Raw genomic sequence first — 22859 nt, 5'->3', positions numbered from 1 at the left:
TGAGATTACAAGCACCTAGCCATTGTAAAGCAATAGATGCTATAAAAGGTATAAGTCCATTTGTATTGATATCCATTGCCTCCTTCATAATATCAATCAATTTGGTCATTTGTTCACTATCACAGCGATCTAAATATCTAAAAGTTGCGATCAATGATTCTCTATAAGCGGTTTGAATTATTTCTAAATATCCAAAATTATATGTAAAATTATATAGATATTCAACAAAAGAAAGGTCAGAAAATAAATTCAAGATAAGTCTATTGTTAACCATAAGTAAAGTATCATCTTCAACTCTATTTCTTACGTTGTCAAAGATTAAATAAACAACTAAAACAAAAATGTCTGCTGACGAGTTATCTAAAATTATTGCTAAATTACTCATAGTTTCCTTTAAATCAAAATATACTAAGCTAATTATTTCTATCAGTAAGTCGAGCAATAAATGAGTGGCTGCTTCGTTTGTAACTTTAAGCTCTTTCAATTGGGATAGTAGTGATGGTAACTCTGTATAATCCTTGCCCATGAAGAGGGCTCTTAGAATTTCTACTCCAATCTGGCTGCTTGTCTCAGAGTCCAGGAAGATTTCAGAAATTTGAAGTGCCAAATCCCGTGAATAATTACTGTATAGAATCTGCTTCAGATATGAGTTTACGTACTCTGATGGAATTTTTTTAATTGCCTGTTTGCTTTTCAATTTGATTATTTCTAAATATAGCTGATTATCACCTGTTTTTGAGTGAACTCCAAACAGCCATTCAATAAGCTGATTAGCTGTTTTTATAAGAGATTGGTCATCTCCAAACTCTAAGATAAGTTCTGAAGCAATCAGAAAAGCAAAATGCTTATAGAAGTTGCCACGATTGTCTTCAAAATCTTGTAATTTCGTAATGACTTCGAGCTTTTTCTCATGATTTATATCGGGTCTACCCATCCATATTTTTGCTACCTCTTTCCAGAAAAGTTCCAAAACTCTATAAATTCCTTCTTCAGAAACGGTGGTGTCATAGTGCAGAAAGAATCTAGTATCATCAATTGCTAATGCAGCAAAATACTCCTGAAATGTGGGATGGAAGAACGCATAGACTGCCTTCCTCCGATTCTCCCCATCCACCCCCACCTTATTCAGCCAACCCAACTGCAACGCCAACTGAAACAACGAACCTTCCTCATCCGGCTCACCCAAAAACTTACACACAAAGTCATGCCGCAGCCGAAATCGAGTTGCTTCTTTATCAATCGCCTCCCGCGCCAACTCACCCAACGCCGCATTCAACTGCCTGCGCTGCTCCGCCGTCGTCGAAAACTGCTCCCGCTTCCACTCATAAAAATCCGCCACAAACTGCTCATACAACCCCGCCTTCGTCTCCGGCAGCGCCCCCTCCCCCAAATACCAGTTGAAACACAACAGCGTCAGCCGCAGCGGATTCTTCACCAAATCCCGAATCCGTTCCTTCCCCGGTGCCTTCAGTGCCGCACACAACTGTTCCGCCTGCACCCCCTGCTCCTCTGGCAACGCCCCAAACCACTGTCCAATAAACTGCTGCACCTGCTGCGGATAGGAAAACTCCAGCGTGCGATAGGTGTCAAACGTATCCAACGCATTACGGTTGCCATCCCACAGATTCAACCGACAACTCAGCACAATTCGTGCCTGCGAGAGCAATCCTCCCATCCGCACCTGCCGCGAAATCTCTGCCAAGGGATTGCCCGATGACACCTGCATTTCATCTACCCCATCAAGCAACAGCCACACTCGCCCCTGCTGAAACCGGGCAACGAAGGCATCCTTAACTTGTCCAGAGGCTTCCGCTTGTCCCAGCTTCCAAGCAACGGCTTGCAGCCATCCTTCCAACAAATACGGTTCTAGTTCTTGCCCCCGCAAATCTGCCAGCGACACCCAAACCGCGATCGCTCCCTCTCCCTGCTGAGTCACCCATTGGGCAATCTGCTGCAACAGCGTCGTCTTTCCCGCTCCCGGTTCCCCAATGATCGCAATGCGCTTCCCCCGACTCTTGGGACTTTGCCCCTGCTGCAATACCCGTTCGAGAAACTGCTCGTGCTCAAAGCGCTGGGTAATCTCAGTTTCTTCGTACAGCAACGAACCCTGATCTGGAGACACATCCTCCCCTCGCCGAGTCTGCCGCTTGCGCTCCACCAATCCCAGCGGCACATACACCTGCTCGGTTCGATAGCTAATCCCCTCGCCACTGGTTAGCGGGTTGGTGGTGAGCCGCAGTTGCTCCTCCAGCATCGCTTGACTGACAGCGTGCCAGTCAATGTTGGGTGCATGAGTCGTCGGTTGGAGGAGTTCCCGGAGTGCTGCAACGTCAAATTGGTAATGGCGATCGCCAATGTGAATCTCGCCCCCCTGCACCTGTCCAATATTCGTATTGAACTTGCCATCCTGAGAGACGAATTGCAGCGTAGTGCCACTGACTTTGAGCCACTGCCGCAGTTGGGCAACTTCTGACTCATCTTGGCTTCCATTGAGAATGCGATCGAGAATCGCTATCAACTCGTCAGGGTTAGGCATTTAGTGGAAATTAACTTAGAAGAATAGCACTGGCTTAAACTTAACCAATACCCCTTTACCTTATTCTTTTCTACATCAAAAACAAAAATATTGCCAGATCCTCCCTCTAGGAGTTAAGGCTACCGCCTTTCTGAGTTGTTCTTTTCAGCAACTTTTATAATGGTTAAAACCAATAGTAAAGCTAAAACTAAAACCCCAGTCAAACCAGAAATCACAGAAGACACAACTCAATTTGACTCAGAAGACTTTGATTTTGAAATTGACCCCGAACTCCTAGAACCAGTTCATAATCAAGTAAGGCGACCAATTCTGCCCTATGGCATTGTTGTTAACGAACAAGTGGCAGGAATATTAATTCCAGAGGATCAGCTAGAAAAAGCGAATTGGTTTGTCATGCCAACAGAAGAGGAAATGACTACAATTGGACTAACAGAAGATGTTACAGGTCTGCTACTCTCTAAATGCCACTTATGCGTGCTGGGATTTGTACCTGAATACATTCGTTACAAAAATGACGTTGCTAATTTAGGCGGTGCAATGGTCGGGCTGTATGAAGAGTATAAAGCTCAACTTGATAAAAAGATAATGGATGTTGTCAGCGAACACGCCGTTGTCTTTCTGGATGAAAACAATCGTCCCAGACACAGCACACCTATTGTCGTCAGATTTAAGAATGTCGCACTTTGGAGCTTTAAAGCAGCCAGAGACGAATTTTACCGTTTGTTGGAAAAAGCATTCGCCGACTATTTCCAAATTCCTTTCAGCGGGAAAACCGATAAATGGCGAAGCCTGGGTATCTTAGAAGTTCAGTTCAAAGGAGTTAAAGAAGGTGAAGGCTCTAATAAGAGCTACTGCTGCAAAACTGTTAACTATACCAAGCCAACTGCTGATAATTTTCCCTTACTCTATCTGGGACGGCCGCAGCATAAAAATGTGATTTGGGGACTGCATGATACCATTGCGGGATTTACTGAAACTCCTGCATTACCGGGTACAGCAGAACCACAAATTCAAGTGCTACCACCCATTGTTAAGAAAATAGAAAATGGGAAAAAGCCGACTGGGAATCATAAATCCCTTCGTAAAATTGCTACTGAAGTAATAGAGGAAGAGGATGATTTCGACGACTTAGATGAAGAAGATGAGTTTGAGGATGAATTTGATGCGGAAGAAGATGATTAACAGTTTCGGCTAGTTTCTTTTCAAGAAATGCCTCATATCCAGTTCAGGAGCGAGGCATTTTTTTATTGGTAAAAAACAGGCGATATTTAACGGAGATTCAAGCTCAAATACTTTAAAATTGCCTATTTCTTTTGATTTGGCAGTTCAATCAAAGAACTGTTAGCTAACTGGTACTGATGACCGTTGAAGCAAAAAAATAACTGCCGCATACCATTCTTTGACTGCTGCTGTACTTGCAAACAAGGCAAATCAGAGGTTTTTGATGGGTCGCTTACTGCTTGAATTAGCGGTCTTTTCGGTGGCAAATTGGGATTTAAGTAACTAGCAAATACACGATTAGGAGGAGCATTGTTCTTGAATAAATACGCCGCGTATAAGCAACCTTCCGCACCGCAAACTCCAGGGCTGTTAAAATTAAAAATAACTAACCTGCCTGCTTGCCCATTTACAGTCCAGGCTAACACATTTGATGCTAAATCTTGGGGGTTAAGCTCAGAATTTTCAGCAACTATGGTTTGAACAGTTTCAACAGGGATGAATCTAGTAGCAGGTGCCCAAGAAATCGTTGTAGCACTGGCGGTACAACCAGCAGTTCCTAACAACATTGATAACAGCAAGAACAAGATGACTCCAAAGCGGAACCACCGCCCAATAAATAAAAACGATGATGCTCTGGGCGGGGAACTATTTAGGGAATTACAAGCGGGGTTTGGTAGTTGATTATGAACAGGTGGAGAGAACAGTAATAAATTTCTCTTTGCAGCTAGAATGCGTGGTTTATCTATTTGTTCTGCACCTAAAGTTAGTTGTTGGTTTTTGCTAAACATTGCTTTAACCTCCATGAATTATTTCTATGTAGATGTCATCCCCAATCCGGTCATGAAAGACACCATGAAGATTTACTAAATCCGCTTTAAGCAAAAGTTTGATTGTTGCTGCTAGGAGTCTTATTAAAGCGAACATATCTCACTTATCTTTGCTGGTTTTACTAAGTGAAGGAACAGTAATACCCACCTGCTTAAATGCCCAAAGTGCCTCTTCCGAAAATTGCCAACCGGGATCTCCAAAATTGGGCTGCAAAGTAGAGCGAAACTTATCAATACTCCCTGCCTTGTTGATAGAGTAGCGCAATTCTCCCAGAGCGATTTGTTTGGCTACTGATAGCTTGACCGCACGGCTGTAAGGATAAAAATCGTTCGTTGGGTTGGAATAAAGCAATTTACACTGATTCTCTTGGAGAGAAACCAATACAGAAAATGGCACGGCATCTCCCTGCAAATACGCATCGAACAAGCGATATTGAATGCTGCCATCTGTTACTTCAGTTACAAACTCTGTTCTGAGAGTCCCTAAACCAACTGGAAGGCAAGCTGAAGGGAAATCAGCGTTCCGAGTTGACTGGCTAAAAGCTGGGGAATAGCTGAATAAACTGGTTAACAAATAAATCAAAAAAGCTGTTAATAAGCCCCAGGCAAATTTCAACAGAATTGTCCGTTTTTTCAAGGAAATCATAGTGCTGAATATCTCCGTTTAATTCAAATTCCTTCTTGATATGGGTTAACAGCCGTTCCATTAATGCGGGTTTCAAAGTGCAAGCGAGGCTCTGCCGTTGTCCCAGTGCTGCCTAGTTCGCCTATGACTTGGCCTTGAGAAATGCGATCGCCAACTTTGAGTTTTACTGAACCCTCGCGCAGGTAAGCGTACCGAGTTGTACGACCGTTACCGCGATCGATTTCAATCCAGTTACCGTAGCCACCGCCGCAGTTTCGTGCCCTTTCTTTGCAGTTAGAAACCACTGTCGTGACAACCCCACCATCAACTGCTTTTACTGGACTTCCCATTGATCCCGCAATGGCAATGCCACTGTAGGTTTTCCGCACGCCGGAAACGGGACGAGTTCGCATCCCAAAGCGCCTGGTTACTGGTCCATTTGCAGGCTTGATACCTGTTGATTGACCGCCGGAGGTAACACTCGCAGAATTAGAGGATTGCGCCGCACTAGAGGTAGGAACGCAAGCAGCAGTATTCGACCCCGCGACTGTTGTACTTCCCCCTCGATAACGCTTCAAAACATCCTGTCCGTAACTTAAGAGAGTTAAACGACCGAATGTATCGGTTGAAGAGCCGTCAACTTTGGAGTAGTCGCCCCCGAAATGCTTTTGAGCTACTCGCTCAATCAGGCGATCGCCACTAAAAAAACTCCCAGTAGTAGGGTCTTTTTCTTGAGAGGTGGCATTCAGCTTAGAGGCGATAGTTTGAGCAAAAACAGCTTCTTGATCGGCAGGCGGGAAAAATTGAAAAAGTTCTGCTTGAGTGGGTTGATAACCCCCTTGTAACTTGGCTAAAAATTGCTCGCCTTCTGGTTTAGATGAAATTGAACTAGCAGCGTACTCGTTGTAGCTCATAAACTGGTACTTGCCCAATGGAACCCCGCAATTCTTGCCACCATCAGCGCAAACATGAACGCCAACAGTCTCATAAGAACCGCTGCTTTCGATATTGGCGATCGCTTCTGACAAAGCCGCAACTTTTACTCCTTGAACATTGCCAACTAAGACTGGTACAGTGGCGCTAGGAGGGCAAGGAACATTAATATTAGCTGCTGTACCCACACCTTTTGTAATAGGAGAAGATACTGAGCCGCGAACCGCCCCAGTTGCTACAGAGGAAGAGCCGCTAGAGGATGATTCCAGGGCTCCGACGAAAATGGGAGAATTAACCCGATAGGTGAAAAAGGGTACTGGCCCAATAAAATAAGGAGAGCAACCGCAAGGGGAACAAAATCGGAAGAATAGAGCCGTATCAACGGTATCGGTTCTCTCGTCAGGTTCCATAACTACTACTTTAAAAGCGCTGCCAAAAGGCAATCTTCCCGTCGGTTCTTTGCCGCCGTTGACAACTTTAAGACAGCCCGAACCGCCCTCGACTTCCTGGTACTTACCGCTAATCCATTGCTTGCCTTCCAACGAACCGCGAGCGTTCCGACCAGAATTCTCCAAATCGTCTAGTTCGATATAAGCGCAATCATTTTCTTGGCAATTAACCGAGAATCCTTGAACGTCGGAGCCTGAGATCGTCTTCGTTCGCCGTCGCTCTGCGGGGCCATAAATCGCATCAATTCTCATTACTAAATTGCCAAATTCTGCTATTGGATTGGGAAAGCTAGACAGAGGTAAAGCATTCAGCCCGGGTACGTCCTTAATTAAGGTCGTTTGCCAATCTGAAAACGCGCCAAGTTGAGCGCTGTTTAAGTTCGGAATCGAAGATATTGAATACTGAGACAGGTCAATTTCTCCCAGTTTCAACTGACCTAATTGTGGATTGGAACTGAGAACCAGCTCTAGAGTGCGATCGGCTACATCAATGCCAGCAGCTTTTGTGGCTAGAAGTCCCGCCACCGGCGCAATCTCTGCGACTTTAAATTGACCGAGAAGAGGGATAGCCTGAACTAACTGATTTAACGACTGCTTGGCAACTAAAGTAAATGCGCTTAAAGCTACGCTATCTAAATTCAGACCAGCTTGCTGCGCGACAAAACCGAACGATAGCAATTCTGGTTGCAAAGCTTGGCTGATATCGCCCAACATGATGTACTGGTCAGGAGTTTGCCCTGCTGTCCAACTTCGGCTCAAATCATAGCCAACTGCCTGCTTGTACTCTCCCGCTGAAAGGCTTCCAGATTGACTGATGGGTGGCATTTGAGAAAAAGAAATTTGTGTCCAATCTGGCAAGAGGGCGTTAACTGAAGTAGGATTTCCTTGCCTGTCCATCCCTGGTATTTCTAAAATTTTGGTTGGCATTTCAGTTGTATCAGCAGGGGTTCGTGCCATAGCAAATATTGGTTGCTCAAACAAAATGGAAACTATTAAGACTAGAGAGAATAACGATACTGATAATTGCCAGAATCTTGTTGATAATATTCTTCTCATGTTTGTGCAAAAAACTTTGGTTATTGGTTGAGGATACTGTACAAAAGTTAAGCAATTAAGTGGGAGAAAGGAACCCACCGAACTTGATGAGGCTGCAATTGCGCTTCTTAAAATAAATGAAGCAGCCTACCGAGGCTTTACATGGAGCAGCCTCGGCGTAAAACACTACAGCTCTAAGTCACCGCCGTCGAAATGAGAAGTAACTGTTTGATTTTGATAGGAATTAGCGTCATTTACCCCTCCCTCAAAATAAGGGTTAGGGTTAGCAGCCGTCTCCGTCCACGGAGTATCTGCTAAATTCAAATCGCCTTCAAAAACGTTTTCTCGATAGCCATCAGCAAAGTAGTCGGGAGCCCCGTAACCCTCTGTTTGCTGACTGCTATAACCGTTGCTTTGATATCCGTTAAGGGAGGACTCGCACGGGTTACTTTCATAGCCGCTAACAGCATAGCCATCAGCGCTGTAACCGGGTTCATTGCCATAGATATTGTTTGGCTCGTTCATAAATCCTGTAGCTACAAAGTAGTAAGAATCAACAATTCAGCGTAGCTAGGGAGAACGAGCAGCCGTTTCATCCGATAGTCGTAATTAAACTACCGCCTATCGGCGGATAGGCTACGGCGATCGACGTAGCCTATCTGCAAACAACCAAGACCTACTGCTATTGCACGAAACAAAATATAGTGCTGGCATTGCTCTTAATTTCGCCCGCCTTCCATCTAGCAAGGTGGGTAAAAATTACTCAGAAATATAGAGGTGCGTATCTTTGCCGAATTGTTTGCCCAACAGACGGCGCAAATCCCTGTAACTGAATTCGCTACGCGATTTTTCTGACCTTCATTCGTCACACAATTATCCTTCAAAAAGATATGACTCAGCTAAATCTGTTAACGCCCGAATTACTTGAAGAAATTACCACTCACCCTGTAAAACCTCAGTCCGGCATTTTGGAAAAGCTGAAGCTATTAGCCCAGATGGGTATGCACCGCGACTTAATAGCCGTGCTACTGGAATTGACCGGAATTCCCCTTCCCCTTTTACGTTACTATGCAGGCCCATTAGTTTTACACAAAACCCCCTGGTCAGAAAGCATACCTGACTGGTTGAAAACGGCTTGCTTATCCGATAGGCTCGATTTGATTGTAGAGGAGCACAGCAACAGAATTGTAGGGAATTACTGCACTTCCACAGAAGTCGTGGCTTATATGATGGGAGCCACATTTGAAGCTCCTCTGCACCACAGTTATTACAACGTCTATATGTGGGCAGCACAAGACACATTGACAAGACATAATCGGCTACCAAATGGTTACAACTTGTCCGAATTAGCTGAATTTTCAGCCGTGAACTTTGACAGCATCCAAAATGATTATTACCATCTAGCTAGAGCAATTAGGAAAAGCGTTGTCCGCCATGCAGCATCCCAAGGCTGGGGCAAACGTAAATTGTCCCAAGATAAAAGCGCTGATGCAGATTTACCGACAGAAATGGTAACAGCTAAGTCACCAAAAGATAAGTCAAAAATTGAAGGGCAATTGACTTTATTTTAACACGGAAAAAAAGGCAATGTTCGCGAATTATAGCCCGAATAGCAGCACAATTAAAATGAAAGATACTTCATCGCTTGCAGAAATGCTATATGAGCGAATCCAAGAAGCTCCACCTTATTCTTGGTTCCCGTCTCCCCCAGAGCTAATTGAGCTTATGATTGAAGAAGCTCAAATCATTTCAGGAACCTACGCCTTAGAACCAACAGCAGGAGACGGCTTATTGGCGCAGGCTATGGTTAGAGCGGGTGCGATCGTTGATGTAATTGAAATAAACCCGCTGCTACAACAACTTCTGTTTCAAAAAGGGTTCAATCTAGTTGGAAGTGACTTTGTGAACTACCCCAACTAAACTGACGTTATAGTTGGGGCTTCTGTACTCACAAGGGAATGCCAAAGATGAGACTTTCGTCCCCTCTTTGGTCTTACTCCCCCTCCTACAGCAGAGACGGCTGAACCATCCGCCTTTAGCATTCTGATACCTTCCGCTCTAATATTGATGGCTGCATTTCCATCTCGGTCATGGTGAGTACCGCAATTAGGACAAGTCCATTCCCTGATATCTAGCGGCATCTCATCCATCTCGTAAAAACAATTAGAGCAGAGTTTAGAACTAGGGAACCATCTATCAATCTCCACCAACTTTGCGCCTTTGCGTTCTAGCTTGTAGGCTAAAAAATTAGTGAACATTCCCCATCCACAATCAGATATTGATGCAGCCAAATTATGATTTCGAACCATGCCCTTGACATGAAGACTTTCTACTATGACAGCTTGGCTATCGCTGACCAACTTGTAACTAAGTTTATGTAGAAAATCTTGCCGTGAGTTGCTAACTCGTTCGTATACTTTGGCGACAACTCTACGATATTTATCTCTTGATTTACTCCCCTTTTGTTTGCGTGCTAATTTTTGTTGCTTGCGCTTGAGGTTTTTCTGATGCTTGGCAAGATGCTTCGGGTTGTCGTATTTGGAAATTTTCTCACCATCAGTGATAACTGCAAAGTGTTTTAGCCCCAAGTCAACACCATAAATCTTGCCTTCTGAAAAATTGGGCTTTTCTCCATCTACCTCACTCAAGATGGATGCAAAGTATTTACCCGATGAAGTTTTGCTGATGGTGACGGTTTTGATTTTCCCCTCAATTGGTCTGTGTATTTTGGCTATGACTTCACCGATCTTGCCAGGAAGCCTGACATTACCGTTTACGATTTTGACCTTTTGAGGGTATTGAATCGACTGTCTACCGTGCTTGGATTTGAACCGAGGAAATCTCGCTCTACCTTCAAAAAAGTTTTTATAAGCTGCAGTTAAGTTGAGCGTTGTAGCTTGCAAAACTTGGCTGTAACAATCTGCTAACCACTGGGTATCTTCTGCTTTTTTGAGTTTAGGTAATAAGGAATTGAGTGCTACTTGTCCAAGCCCTTTGCCTGTCTCTTTGTATGTCTCAATAGATATCTTCAAGGCATAATTCCACCACCAACGTGAGCAACCAAATGCTTGAGCTAGTAGTGTTTGCTGTTGTTGAGATGGGTATAAGCGGACTTGCACAGCTTTATGTAGCACTTAATATCACCTCCCTGTTATGTTTATCTTACTATAATTTACACATAACAGTAAAGCTAAGCCGGAAATATTTAGGGATTGCTCGGAGATCCATAAAGGATGTACCTCACAATCCCTCGGCTTATATCCCCACCTCACATTCGTATAGGTGGGGATATAAGCCATTTTAGTTAACAACTGAACCCCAGAGGCGATATAGCAGAATTTTGGCAAATCCCCCATTTTCTACGCCCCACATCAAAGGAGTTGATTTAGATATCATACAACGTGCCCATAACCTTTTTCTAGCCAATTCTGGACGGCTGGTAAGTGTTGTTAGCAATTCCATGAATGTCCGAGCCGAGCCGCGATCGCAAGCATTCCGAGCCTTTCTTAAGCGCACGTCAGCCAAGTTAATAGAACTTCCCTTAGAAATCTTTTGGGGGAGCGGTCGCCCGGTGACTGTTGAGAGCTACCTAGTCGTAATAGACAAAAAATAGACGATTGCTTCCCCACTATACCGTTTTATTAGTGGGGACAGCACAACTTACCTTTCAACAAATCACTATTACTTTGTCTCGAAATAAATATTAAGAATGTAACTTACCCTTCTCTACCGAATATCTGCCCCAATATCTCCGCTATTTCTATCACTTTTACAACTAAAACTATTACCTTAAAACCCCTCTACTTTCATGAATAATTCCCCACACTACGCCCCAAATTCTATTGTGGAATACGAGCTGATTACAAACTTTTCCCGACTAAAGGATGTCCTCTCGCCTTTAATAAAAGCTCGTGTTATAGCCATAGACACAGAAACCACCGGGCTAGATCCACTTACGGAACGCATCCGACTTATCCAAATAGCTGTCCCCCACCGCCCAGTGATAATTGTCGATCTAGCTGCTTTTGCCGCTCGCGAATTATCGCCTTTAAAAGCACTTCTAAACAGCAGTGCGCTCAAAATATTTCAAAATGGTAAGTTCGACTGGCAGGTACTAGAAATAGCTGGACTTAGACCGTCTGGCCCATTTTTTGATGTCATGCTAGCGAGTCAGGTGTTGCAATCTGGACTCAAAAAAAACCACGATCTACAATCCCTCGCTCTTGAATTTTTAGGAATCAAACTTGACAAGAGCCTACAGTCGAGCAATTTCGGAGGTAAGCTATCAGCTTCTCAGTTAGAATACGCCGCTTTAGATGCTGCTGTCCTGCTGAAACTTAGAGCGCGACTCATCTCAAAACTTCGGAGTGCTGGGTTACTAGAAACCGCCCAAATTGAATTTGAAGCGATGCCTGCTGTAGCCCAAATGGAACTAAATGGAATCTTACTGGATGCAGAACAATGGCATTTGGTGGGGGAGGAACTGAAAGCTCAAAAGCAGACTACGCTGGTTGAATTAGTGAAAGCCGGTCTCAAACCAGCCCCTAATCCCCAACTTTCGCTATTTCCCGAGATGGTGGAAACCATAAACCCCCGCTCGTCTGTACAAGTTTTAAGTGCTCTTCAGGCCTTCAATATTCCAATCAAGTCAACAAGCAAGAGCGAACTTATTCCTCTAGCTCGCCAATACCCGATTATCCACTTGTTACTAAATTATCGAAAATTAGCATCTTTGTGTTCAAATTTTGCTGAGGCATTACCGAAACATATTCACCCGAGCACGGGAAGAATCCATCCCAGCTATCGGCAATGCGGTGCGCGTTCTGGACGCTTTAGTTGCAATAAGCCCAACCTGCAAAACGTTCCCACAAATTGTACGGCTAAGGGAATGCGTGCGTGCTTCATTGCCGCTCCCGGATATCAAATTATTAAAGCAGATTACAGCCAAATCGAGCTAAGGATTGTCGCTGAAATATCTGGCGATCGCCGAATGTTAGATGCCTACGCTAAAGGTGAAGATTTGCATACTTTAACGGCTTCTTTGATTACGGGAAAGCCATTAGAGGAGGTAACGGCAGAGGATAGGCGCATAGCTAAATCAGTTAATTTCGGATTAATTTATGGCATGGGTGCTGCCAAACTTCAAGCTTATGCTGAGGAAAAGTATGATGTTTTTTTAACCTTGGACGAAGCTAAAGAGTTCAGAAGACGATTTTTCCAAGCTTATTCTGGAGTCAGAAGATGGCACGACAGCATCAGGAAAACGGTGTACGTCAAAGACATCAAGCAAATCCGTACAATTGGCGGACGCAGAAGACGGTGGGCAAAGAAACCCCGACTTTCTGAGTTGCTAAATCACCCTGTTCAAGGAACTTCGGCTGATATGTTGAAAGTGGCGATCGCTCGTTTGTTCAAACTCCTACCCAAAACAGGAGCGAAGTTGATTGGTGTGGTACATGACGAGATTCTGTTAGAGTGTCCGCAAACAACTTTAAAAAGAACCAGTTGCATTCTCAAAAAAGTTATGGTGGAGGCTGGAGAGCTATATATACAGCAAGTTCCGGTTGAGGTAGAAGTAAAAATTGCTTCTTCTTGGGCTTGAATTTAACAAAATTCACCAGCTATTCATGCCTCACTTCAACACATATCTTACGAGTAGCCACAGCCGATCGATCTCAGTTTTTACATCTTGAATCTTCAATTGCCAGCTATTCATAGGGAGATTATTATCTTTAATCACGAATGATTTCATTGTTTCTCCTACTGGTGAGCCATCTGTGAAAGGAATTATCTCGGTGTCCTGCATCAGCGAAGCTGACAGCTTCGTGGGTGTAACTAAATACACATCAATGGCTTGAATCTGCTTGGGATCTCTTCCTTTAGTAAAAATTGGCAACCGATCGTTTAGATTGTTAAGCATTAGCACTCTCTCAGTGCTGCCAGCAGGAAGATTCATAGCCTTGTACCACTCGTTAGGAAAGTCGTGTTTGAGGTCGAAAGCAGCGAATAAACCTTCGTCACGGCTTAGTTCTTCCACGCTTTTGATATATGCCATCACTGAGTCATTAGCAGGCTTCTTGAGCTTATCTCCGCCATCTAAGGCTGTGTAACGTATATGTACGATCGCATCTGAGATCGTATTATAGTCAAACTGTCTGAACTCTTTTGGTAATTCTAGCCGCCATTTACTGATAACACCTGCTCCCTCAAATGGAATGTAACGTTCGTCTTTGAAATTGAGTTCAAATACGCCACTGTCGTTTTGTCCCGAACTAACGGCGATCGAGGTGATAGGCACGTTAACCGTACTGAAGCGATCGTCAGTTTCATCGGTTTTTTCTAGATAGTCGTTTTTGTCTTTGGCGATCGCACTTGTCCGAAACTTGTGTTCTAATAGTCGCAGCGTACAATTTAGGCTAGTGTAGGGGCCGACAACACAGGGAACTGTCAAGGCTACGGATTTGATGCGGCGCATATAGTGACCGGGATGATCCATGTCAAATAGCACTTCTGGTAATCCAAATTCGCAAGTTCCAATTTCTTTTAGCTGAATCAGCGCCATCGGATTAATTTGCCGTAGGGAAACGTGCTTTGTAACTTCGTAATCATAGCCACGTTTTTCTTGGTAAGCAGTTTCGAGTTGTTTTAGACCGATGTATAACCGTTCACCAGCTAGTAATCCATCGCGGGCAGCATCCCAATAGCCAAATTGGATGAAGTTGGAAGTCGTCAGGCCTCGCTCGAAACGGAAGACTTTTTCAGCTTTCTTAGCCAGTTCGTAGGCTAGTGTATAAGCCTGATAATACAATGTCTGGATTTGCCCTTCCATCCAGGTGTAGAGTTCTTCGTTGGTGTATTTATTACGCAGGAACTCCTCTACTTCTTGGGCGCTATCAATATTGTTTTGCTGATTGATAATCTCCTGATTGGCAATATTGATCTGAATTTTCTGGGTAAGTGCCTGTTTATCAATATTTTTGATTTGATACCCAGCAGCATTCGCTTGTTGTACGCGATCTTGTAGTTGGCGCAGGAATCCAGCTTTTCGGCCTGCACTTGACGATTGGTAGGAAAGATTATCGGAGTATATTTTTAACCCTCGTGCAACCGCTGAGGTGGCATTTGCCAGATGAGGAAACCCCCACTTCACATCTGCACCAACACCCAACGGGTGTCCAGCTAAAGTCATGTTTGGGAACGCATGGAATACGCTTGCCAAGGTTTCTACTACCCCGATACCAATCTGCCAATCAGCAGCAGCACTTGCCTTATCTATCTCATCTTTCTCGGACTGAATTAATTTCAAACCGCTTTCATTGATCGGTTGTTCAATCTGGTTGGGCAATTCGCCAAAATCGGTATTACCATCTGGCACTTTGCCCAAATCCTCGCCAATAAGTTTTAGGTAGTGTTGCAAGCGATAGACTGGTTCTTTTCGGCTTTGTTGCAAAGCTTCCAATGATTTTGTGGCTGCCTCTAATTGCTGCTTTTTCACTTCCATTAGCAGGTTGTGCATAGTGCTTTCATGACCAGCCCGGAGTTTAGATAGTGCTTCTGCATCTTTTTTCTCTTTGGCTGATAGGAAGGCATTGCCCATCGATTTTAGTTCTGCACAGACTTCTAAAGCTTTTTGCAACAAGTAATAGAAGCGGTAGTTTGGCATCGGGCTGTTCAAGTCATTAAGCACGCTTGCCAAACTAAGTCCTTGGGCAGCAGCTTGTACTAACAATGCTGGATCGATCGGCGGCTCAAACAGTGGCAGTTTACGGAATACACCCTCGATGTTCTGACAGTGCCGGATTTTGAACAGGCGATCGTCGATCGTATCCCGCAGACCTCGTAATTTGGGATTATCAGGAATACAGAAGTATAGGGTTGTTGCAAAGCCAAAGACATTTGCTAGTCCTACAACACCATTGCTTACACCAATCAAAAATGGGGTTTGATTACTGAAGGGAAATGCTAGTTCTAACTCAACCATCGCGTTACCAAAAGCGTCCCATTTGTCCAACAGCGACCTGTAAGTTTGAGGTTGAACTTTGCCAAGTTTGGGAATCTTCTGCCCTCTCGGCCCATAAATATGAGCCGCCAGCACGTAAAGTTGTGTAGCTTGGTTAAGAGTTTCGATCGTATCCTGCCGGAATAAGTAGTCACCCCAAGCAATCAGGATTTCGATGTATTTCATCACCACCCACTTCATGTATGCTGATGGGCGCGATCGGGCAATAACATGAGGCTGGAAGGGTTGATCTCGCCATTCGTTAATAGCATCATTTGGCTGACCGGGTTGCAGTCCTGTAAACAAATTTGCCAGCACATTCTCTGCATCAACTTCCTTAAACGGCGCAAATTGCCAAAAGCGTTTAGAGTCAGTACCTTTGGCAAGCGGATTGAAAACGTAGTGACACATCTTCAATGCTTGTTCAAACTGCTGTGACTTCAGCAAGCGGTCTACCAACTGCATTGGTGCGTGGAAAGCGGCTTCCCAGTTATAAAGGGAGTAACTCCCTTTCAGTTCATGATAAGTTGCCTTCGTATCGGCTCCAAAAGCGTCAGCCTTATCAGGAACTTGATTGAGGTAATAGTAAAAAAGAGCATCCAAGTTCCCCACCATCAGTTTGCCTAATAGTTCGGGGACAAAGGGATGGTAAAAATTAAATTCTTGTTCGTTTTTGTCAACTTTAACCATTACCTTTGTTTGAGGAACATCAAAAAAAGGCTCATTGTTATATAGATTTGGTGTAGCAGAATCAATCGCCTGCAATGAAGAAATTTTAGTTCCTGTGTAGTGAAAGTCGGTACTAATTGAGTGAGACTCCAGGACGTTACCTTTGGCAATTTGGCTGCCTGTAAAATGAAACGCTTTGGGAAAATCGTCTGGTAGTGTGGCCGTTTTTATCCATGTGTCTTTGAAAACCTCAATCACGACTTTAGGTTCAGAACCTGTAACAATTCTGGGGATAAATTCATAAGGACTTACATCTAGTGAGGCATCTGGAATATCGTAAATAGCCTCAGCGGAAAGTTGTTTTTGTGTCCATTTCCCATTGCGATATTCGCTCCAAGCCATCTTAATTTCCCAGCCCTCTTTTGGTTTACTAACTGGTATTTCCGCATTGGGATTGATTGGCTTCAGTTCTACTGCGACTGTCTTTTTAGCAAACTGCGGAAAGAAAATCAACAAACGCTTATCCCAAACAACAGGGATTAAATAAGTTCCGTTCTTAATAATTTTCCCCTTGTTATTATCTTCCTTGACCCCCTCCACATCGTAACTGGGGATATCCACTTGCACTTTTTCCCACGGATACCAGTTTTTTTCGGTTATATCAAAATACCGGTAATAGAAAAAGTAGGGTGCATTCCGTGTTCGGGCGAAAATATGCAGTTTGATATACACAGGATTGTTACTATCAAATAGTAGCTTCCCGTCTTTATCGATTTGCTGTTCTACAAATAGCCCCACGACTTTCAAATTCGCTACCTCATCTACTTTAAATAAGTAGCTTTTCAGCGCATCTTGAACGGTTTGCGTGTTGATATCCTTCTGCAATAATTCCGATTCCAGTTCTTTATAGAACGGACTTTTGTCATCGCGAAGTCCAGGTTCGATCCAGTTTTCAGGGTAGAGGAATACTTTACGGTTGGCTTCCCAAACGCGGTAACGCTGCATCCACTCCCAGCGATCGCGATCGAGTGCATCATTTTTAACATCATATTTGTCTTCGAGTCCCAGAAAACATCGTTGAATAAACAACTGCACACTCGAAATTGCCTGCTTGATGCGGGAAGTTTCCATGCAAGCATCCATCTGCACGTCAATTAGGAAAAACTCGAACAAGCTGTCAGCATCTACCACGCCCCATTTTATCAAATCTTCTTGGACCAGCAGGTAACTAATCAAGGCTAGTTTCTGGTTTTCACGCAACTGGTCATTAAGCGGTTTGACGACTTTTTCCCAATCTTCTTGGTCGTAACGGGCACGGATAGCCTTACGAATGTCTTCAGCAATTTGATGACATACCCAAAACTTCGATGTTGGTTTTGCCCACTCAAATAGTCGATCGATATCAACAGCTATTTTGTCGGCTACTACTAATGCGTGTTGTAGCTTAACTAAATTTACCTCGTTGCGAAAAGCCTCTGGGCTTTTTAGGTCAAAGTGTTCGGCTTTGAGTAGTTTCTCAATGTTGTCTGGCTTCCAAGTAGTTACATCAGCTATTTTCTGACTCAGTGTGGCTATTTTTTCGCCTGATTTTGTTGCATCAACTGGTTTGGCTGCCCACTCAAATAAGTCCAGCAAATTTGTTTCTGTTTTGGGCAAGCTGTTACGAAGTTCCGTATAAGCCTGAAGTCGCTGCCACTGTTTCAGTGTTACAGTATTGATGTTAAATTGATCGAAATCATCTGCGTGAGTTTGCCAGTAAGTTACCTCATCAACGCTCAATTTAAAGCCATTGACTAACAAGGCGGCTTTAAACAGTTTGATAAATACTTTATCGACTTCGGACTCTTTCGAGTAGTCGGGTAATAGTGCGGAAGTCGGAATATTGGCTTTAGCTAAGGTTGCTGTTTTCCACTGAATATCTTGAGGCTGTTGACCACTTACTTCCAGCCAGTATAATTTCCCACTTTTCAACTTCTTCGGAGTCGGATCTGTTGACCAAATGTTAGAAGGATCTTCTTGTTGGTATTTGAATGGAATCGACTCACCATCTAGCATCAGAGGTAGTGGCTGAGTTTCACTTTTTGCCACAAACGCATAGGCTTCGTCTGTCGGTGGAATCAGGTAGCCTTTCCAGTTGCTGGTAGTTTCTGCCGATCGCACTTTAATTTCTTCTAAAATACCAATGGCAGATTTATCGGATGTCCCCACCTTTAGTAAATTGGATAACAGTACGTCTGTAACATCGATCAACAAACTCATTGCCCCTGCGAGGGTATCGACAATCAACCGATGTGCCAAACGCTGCCGCAGGAATGGCAGGAAATGCTGGAGAAAGTAAAAACGTTTGTCAAGGGGGGTATTTCCATCATCACCCGCCAATAGCTTAATTTTTGCCTCATTTTCTTCTGGTTTGGGAGGACATTGTGTAGCAGGCAGATTACTGTTTGTTTCCCTTGCATTTTGTTTTGAAAAAATTCCTAACAGCGCGTCATTAAAGATATTTTTGGGCTGTTTGCTAATGCGATCGATCGCCTTTGCCCATTCTGGATTGCTGGAAAGAGCTTTAGCCTGTGTGCGTTCCTCATCGGTGAGAATACCTGTTACCTGGAGTCCCGCACTGGGTGGAGTTGCATCTTTGTGGTAGCTGTATTTGAGTTTCTTGGCGAGTGTCTTTTGTGACTCTGGAATATCAATTGTGAGATTCAAAGGAGCATTAGTCGAATAAACGGTTGTTCCTTCCAGCAAACCGATTATTTGTTCTACTACCGATGGTTCAAAAAATAACCCACCTTTGGTACGGACTAACTCAGCCGTCGCTGCTTCTTTATTGTTTTCAGGTATATCTTGGTGAGCGCGATCAATGCCATTTAACCCATCGTAAAGTGTTTTAGTAATTTGCAGAATTGTTCTTTTTGTGGGAGCTATTGGACGTAGGATATCGTCACGATCGCGGATGAGATAGTTAAGTTGGCGGAAAGTAAAGCCCGCATCCTCCATTTTGCCCCAGATTTCCAGTAGTGATAGTGTGTTCCAGGCACTTGGGAACGGGTCGCCAAATAATGCGATCGCATCTGGCAAGTCTGCTACTTTAATATGTAGGGTTTTAGCCAGCAAGCTGTGCCGATAAAGCACCGACAAATTGGGTAATGTTAGATCGTCGGAGAGTGGGTGGAAACCCATGATTGCCGTGATGTCATCAGCTTTCAGATTCAGCGCAGCCATCAACACTGGTAAATGGTCTGTGATTTTGGCTAATTGTGTCAGGTAATTTCCATCTGCATCTGCTTTAAATACCTTGTCAATCCCCAGCAGGTTATGGGTCAAAAACAAGCGTGAATAGAGCGATTTTTCCCCAACAGTGCTGATGTTAGCCCAAAAAGTCAGCAGTTTTGGTAGTGGTAATCCCGTTTGGTCGAGCAATTTACGAACAGCTACCAACTGATGCAGAAAATCGGGGGTAATTTCATAAGTTAGTTGAGGGATATCCGGACAATTCCAATCATCCGTCGAATCGGTGTCGTTGTTGCAATCGCTATCATCCCCACTATGGCTCATACTGCTACAGTCAACGTCAATGAAAGCATCGAAACCAACGTAGTCGCAATTATCGGGATTTGGGGGTGTTCCCCCATTAGTTCCTGTTGGGTGGGTAGACAGTCCAACTAATGCTTTGTCAGTTTCATCAATTGTCCAGCCCATTTTACGCCAGAGTCGGATGAAACGATGGATGCGATCGTACTCATCAACCCTTAGTACAGTTCCATCAAGGTGAGTTAATCGAACTTTGTCTAAATTGCAGGTATCCGGAGTTGGTTGCCACAGTACCAGCGGTTGAACCTCAACAGTATCAACTTGAACTTGAAGCATTCCTTGCTGATTAATTCTGACAGAAATACCATCACTTCTATCCTTGACTAATTGAAATTCATCTCCGTATTTTTCGGCGAATGACTTGCCATCCGGTGTTTTTGTTTTGACTGGTCCAGCAACAAGGACAGGTACGTTGTCACCAATAGCTTTATCATTAGCAACTGTACCAATCCGCGTCCCACTTAAATCTACAACTGTGTTGTCTTTACGTAATATGCCAAAAGTAGCGGAAACAATGCCAATAACAGTCTCACCATCTTTATCTACAATTGTTCCGTCTTTGCGTAATGTACCAACAAATAATTCATTTTCTGAAAGCGGGCGGGGTCTCGATACCTCTGGCGGGGAGATTGATGCTGACGTTGGTTCTTGTTGTGGTGGCTTAATAAACAATTGACCTTCGAGCGGCAATTGTGGCCCTTCGCCCGATTCCAGCACAATCAACTGACCGATTTTTTCAAAGTAACAGTACACCCACCGCCGCAAATCTTTAGTGTTCAAACACCAATTAAGTTTTTGTTGCTGACACGGATCGGGATGTAGCATCGCATCAAGCAACGGGACAAATGGCTGAAACGTCTCCAGAAATTGAATCAGTTTGGCAAAACGAAGTTGTAGCGATTTAGTTTTGTCTGGATCGACCAGCGTTTGAAGAAAGCGATAGCTAAAGCGAAGGCTTTCCAATATCGTCAAGGCTTTACCTTGGGGATAATTAGGATTGATAAACTGTGTTTTTAATAATTCGACCAAATCGACATACTGAATGCCTGTACGCCGTAAAAATTGCTTCTTCACGAATGTTAGACCCAATTTCTGGGTTTCATCCATACTGAGCATGTCCTGTTGCGTTTTGTAGCCATAGTAATCATGTACAGGCTTAACACCAATGTTATGCTGATATTCGTGTTCGGTATGAGTCTTTTTCAGTGTGATGTCGAAATACCGCTTAGACCAAAATGCCTCTTTGGTGAGGATAATGTATTCCTCTTGCGTTAATCCCAAAAATTCGGCATCAACGACGCGATCGAGAACAGTATCATGCAGCTTTTTGAGTTCATCTTGCTGGATAGGGGTTAAGGACGAATTAGTACACTTCTCATCGGCTGAACGATATACATCAAGGAGTTCATAACGGCTTGTGCCAAGGTACTTCAGAAAGATTCTAATCGCATCAATGGGCTGGTGGTACGGTAGTGTGAACGGATAAACAGCATTTTTAAGGATGCAGTATGCTTCGTAATTTATATGCTGTGGTTGTGCTAGTAACTCGCTGGTAGTTTCGTCTTCAATGTTGAATGTTTCCAGTTTTGCTTGCTTTGGAACATTTGTATCTACATGGTACTCACCCAGATGCACCACGAAGCTTTCCATTACTTCGTTTACGAGGTCGATGTAGGGCAGAACTGTAAAGGTATTGTCGCAGGTGAGTTCCAGGCAGCCTAAATCTGGGCGACGGCGAAATAACTTTTCCAGTGGTGTATCCTTTATACCCAGATGGATGTTCGGGTTCGTTTTTGATGGATCGGTTGGATCTTTCGGGTCGAGGTTGCTATTGCGTAGAAATTGTAGTAGCTCAACAAAGTACGAAGCAGGACTATACACAGATGTACATTCCTCACATTCGCAGAAGTCCATACTGCCGAATAATTCTTCCAAATTGAGAGGAAATGCTTGCTGATTAGCAACAGCTTGCATCATCGCCATGCGTGTTTCAAGAGGTTGCTCACCGTCAATAATAGCCAAGCCCGTTCCTCGCACAGCTTCTCGCATCGTTATTAACGCCTGTTCGTTGCGGATGCGGTTATTGATGGCGTTGGTATACACTTGTCGGGCAGTTTCCTCACCGAGTATTTGCCCGTGTGCGCTGAGGAATGTGGATTCTGGCATCTCAGCGACTTGGAAAGCTGAGGTTAAATTAGCATTAATTAATACTGGCACAGCTTCTGGGATAGGACTGAGTGCTTGCACCCGTTGGAGAGTTTTTAACTGCTCAACTACACCGGCGCGATTTTCTTCAGCAATACCTGTAAACGCTTCGGTGTTTTGCAGTGCTTTGTAAACCGAGGTTGTGTGAATATTGAAATCGGGTTGGTTGTTTAAGAAATTTGCTACACCAGTTTTCACTGTCGTATCTGCAATGGGGATTTCTGCATCCTGCACCATTCGTTGCAGCACAGCAGTAGGTTCGGCAGCAAATAGTTTTTGTCGCAAGGCTATAGCGAAGCTGTGCTTTTTCTCATCGTTGGTAGCTCTAGTAAAGGTTTCCGGTACAACCTCTGGGTTTACCAGTGCAGTCAAGCTTTCGACGTTGAAATGTAGTGCCAAATCACGCAGGTTGTTTACATCTGGATGTTCGGTAAGGGCTGTAACTAAGGGAATATTATCATCTGACCAATCCGCCAGCGAATGGGCCAATGTAATTTTTTGCAGCGCCGCTTTTGGCAGGGTTTTTTGCAAATTTTCAAAGGCTGTTGGAATGTCACCGCTAGCGTCCCGAAGTGCTGTTTCCACTGCTTGTTGGTGTTTGTTATTGGTGAGAACTGCCTTGAGGGCATTGATTCGGGTTTCCAGGTTGCAAGGTTGTGATGTCATGGTTTTTACCTAAACTATGGTTAAAGAAATGAGTTGTTCTGAGCCACTAAGTTTGTGTTAGGAGATTAAATTTGCTACTGCCAATCAAATGGAGAAATTTTTA

11 protein-coding genes and 2 pseudogenes are annotated in these 22859 nt (G+C 43.9%); 5 read left to right on the top strand and 8 right to left on the bottom strand.

Going from position 1 to position 22859, the window contains the following annotated elements:
* Window positions 1-1534: 1534 nt before the first annotated feature.
* A pseudogene (locus QUA07_RS29990) lies at window positions 1535-2014 on the bottom strand (NACHT domain-containing protein); the annotation flags it as partial.
* A gap of 300 nt (window positions 2015-2314) precedes the next feature.
* Window positions 2315-2536: pseudogene (locus QUA07_RS29985) on the bottom strand (hypothetical protein); the annotation flags it as partial.
* A gap of 159 nt (window positions 2537-2695) precedes the next feature.
* On the opposite strand from QUA07_RS29985, the gene QUA07_RS05190 reads away from it, so the two are divergent.
* Window positions 2696-3718 carry a DUF5895 domain-containing protein gene (locus QUA07_RS05190; RefSeq protein ID WP_333323142.1) on the top strand — a complete coding sequence of 341 codons (1023 nt, stop codon included), beginning with the start codon at window positions 2696-2698 and terminating at the stop codon, window positions 3716-3718.
* Window positions 3719-3840: 122 nt separating this feature from the next.
* Here QUA07_RS05190 and QUA07_RS05185 read toward each other — a convergent pair whose 3' ends face one another.
* From QUA07_RS05185 to QUA07_RS05170, 4 genes are all read right to left on the bottom strand, one after another.
* Window positions 3841-4545 carry a hypothetical protein gene (locus tag QUA07_RS05185; RefSeq protein WP_333323140.1) on the bottom strand — a complete coding sequence of 235 codons (705 nt, stop codon included), beginning with the start codon at window positions 4543-4545 and terminating at the stop codon, window positions 3841-3843.
* Between the two features lie 139 nt (window positions 4546-4684).
* Window positions 4685-5200 (bottom strand): hypothetical protein, encoded by a 516-nt coding sequence (locus QUA07_RS05180; RefSeq protein WP_333323138.1) that lies wholly within the window; start codon window positions 5198-5200, stop codon window positions 4685-4687.
* Window positions 5201-5253: 53 nt separating this feature from the next.
* Window positions 5254-7548, bottom strand: a complete 2295-nt coding sequence (locus QUA07_RS05175; protein WP_333323136.1) for a M23 family metallopeptidase — start codon at window positions 7546-7548, stop codon at window positions 5254-5256.
* Between the two features lie 264 nt (window positions 7549-7812).
* Complete coding sequence (locus tag QUA07_RS05170) at window positions 7813-8151, bottom strand: hypothetical protein (RefSeq protein WP_333323133.1); 339 nt, start codon at window positions 8149-8151, stop codon at window positions 7813-7815.
* A gap of 365 nt (window positions 8152-8516) precedes the next feature.
* Here QUA07_RS05170 and QUA07_RS05165 point away from each other — a divergent pair, with 365 nt between their 5' ends.
* Both QUA07_RS05165 and QUA07_RS05160 read left to right on the top strand, forming a co-directional pair.
* Complete coding sequence (locus tag QUA07_RS05165) at window positions 8517-9197, top strand: hypothetical protein (protein WP_333323131.1); 681 nt, start codon at window positions 8517-8519, stop codon at window positions 9195-9197.
* Between the two features lie 55 nt (window positions 9198-9252).
* Window positions 9253-9546 carry a hypothetical protein gene (locus QUA07_RS05160; RefSeq protein WP_333323129.1) on the top strand — a complete coding sequence of 98 codons (294 nt, stop codon included), beginning with the start codon at window positions 9253-9255 and terminating at the stop codon, window positions 9544-9546.
* On the opposite strand, the gene QUA07_RS05155 is transcribed toward QUA07_RS05160, so the two are convergent.
* Window positions 9543-10760 (bottom strand): RNA-guided endonuclease TnpB family protein, encoded by a 1218-nt coding sequence (locus QUA07_RS05155; RefSeq protein WP_333323127.1) that lies wholly within the window; start codon window positions 10758-10760, stop codon window positions 9543-9545. The two genes, QUA07_RS05160 and QUA07_RS05155, sit on opposite strands and share 4 nt — an antisense overlap.
* A 206-nt stretch (window positions 10761-10966) precedes the next feature.
* Between QUA07_RS05155 and QUA07_RS05150 the strand changes: the two genes are divergently transcribed.
* On the top strand, window positions 10967-11239 hold the full coding sequence (locus QUA07_RS05150) for a hypothetical protein (protein WP_333323125.1): 273 nt from the start codon (window positions 10967-10969) through the stop codon (window positions 11237-11239).
* 195 nt (window positions 11240-11434) lie between these two features.
* Window positions 11435-13228, top strand: coding sequence for a bifunctional 3'-5' exonuclease/DNA polymerase (locus QUA07_RS05145; RefSeq protein ID WP_333323123.1), 1794 nt, complete (start codon window positions 11435-11437; stop codon window positions 13226-13228).
* 30 nt (window positions 13229-13258) lie between these two features.
* Here QUA07_RS05145 and QUA07_RS05140 read toward each other — a convergent pair whose 3' ends face one another.
* Window positions 13259-22756 (bottom strand): Tc toxin subunit A-related protein, encoded by a 9498-nt coding sequence (locus tag QUA07_RS05140; RefSeq protein ID WP_333323121.1) that lies wholly within the window; start codon window positions 22754-22756, stop codon window positions 13259-13261.
* Window positions 22757-22859 lie beyond the last annotated feature (103 nt).

The sequence above is a fragment of the Microcoleus sp. T3_A4 genome (genome assembly GCF_036700465.1).
Taxonomy (GTDB): domain Bacteria; phylum Cyanobacteriota; class Cyanobacteriia; order Cyanobacteriales; family Microcoleaceae; genus Microcoleus.
Note: the sequence above shows the minus strand (reverse complement) of the source record. Positions and strands in the feature narration are given on the sequence as shown.

Coding starts and splice junctions, on each gene's coding strand:
- QUA07_RS05190 (WP_333323142.1), top strand. CDS start 2,696: ATGGTTAAAACCAATAGTAAAGCTAAAACTAAAACCCCAGTCAAACCA.
- QUA07_RS05185 (WP_333323140.1), bottom strand. CDS start 4,545: ATGTTTAGCAAAAACCAACAACTAACTTTAGGTGCAGAACAAATAGAT.
- QUA07_RS05175 (WP_333323136.1), bottom strand. CDS start 7,548: ATGGCACGAACCCCTGCTGATACAACTGAAATGCCAACCAAAATTTTA.
- QUA07_RS05170 (WP_333323133.1), bottom strand. CDS start 8,151: ATGAACGAGCCAAACAATATCTATGGCAATGAACCCGGTTACAGCGCT.
- QUA07_RS05165 (WP_333323131.1), top strand. CDS start 8,517: ATGACTCAGCTAAATCTGTTAACGCCCGAATTACTTGAAGAAATTACC.
- QUA07_RS05160 (WP_333323129.1), top strand. CDS start 9,253: ATGAAAGATACTTCATCGCTTGCAGAAATGCTATATGAGCGAATCCAA.
- QUA07_RS05145 (WP_333323123.1), top strand. CDS start 11,435: ATGAATAATTCCCCACACTACGCCCCAAATTCTATTGTGGAATACGAG.
- QUA07_RS05140 (WP_333323121.1), bottom strand. CDS start 22,756: ATGACATCACAACCTTGCAACCTGGAAACCCGAATCAATGCCCTCAAG.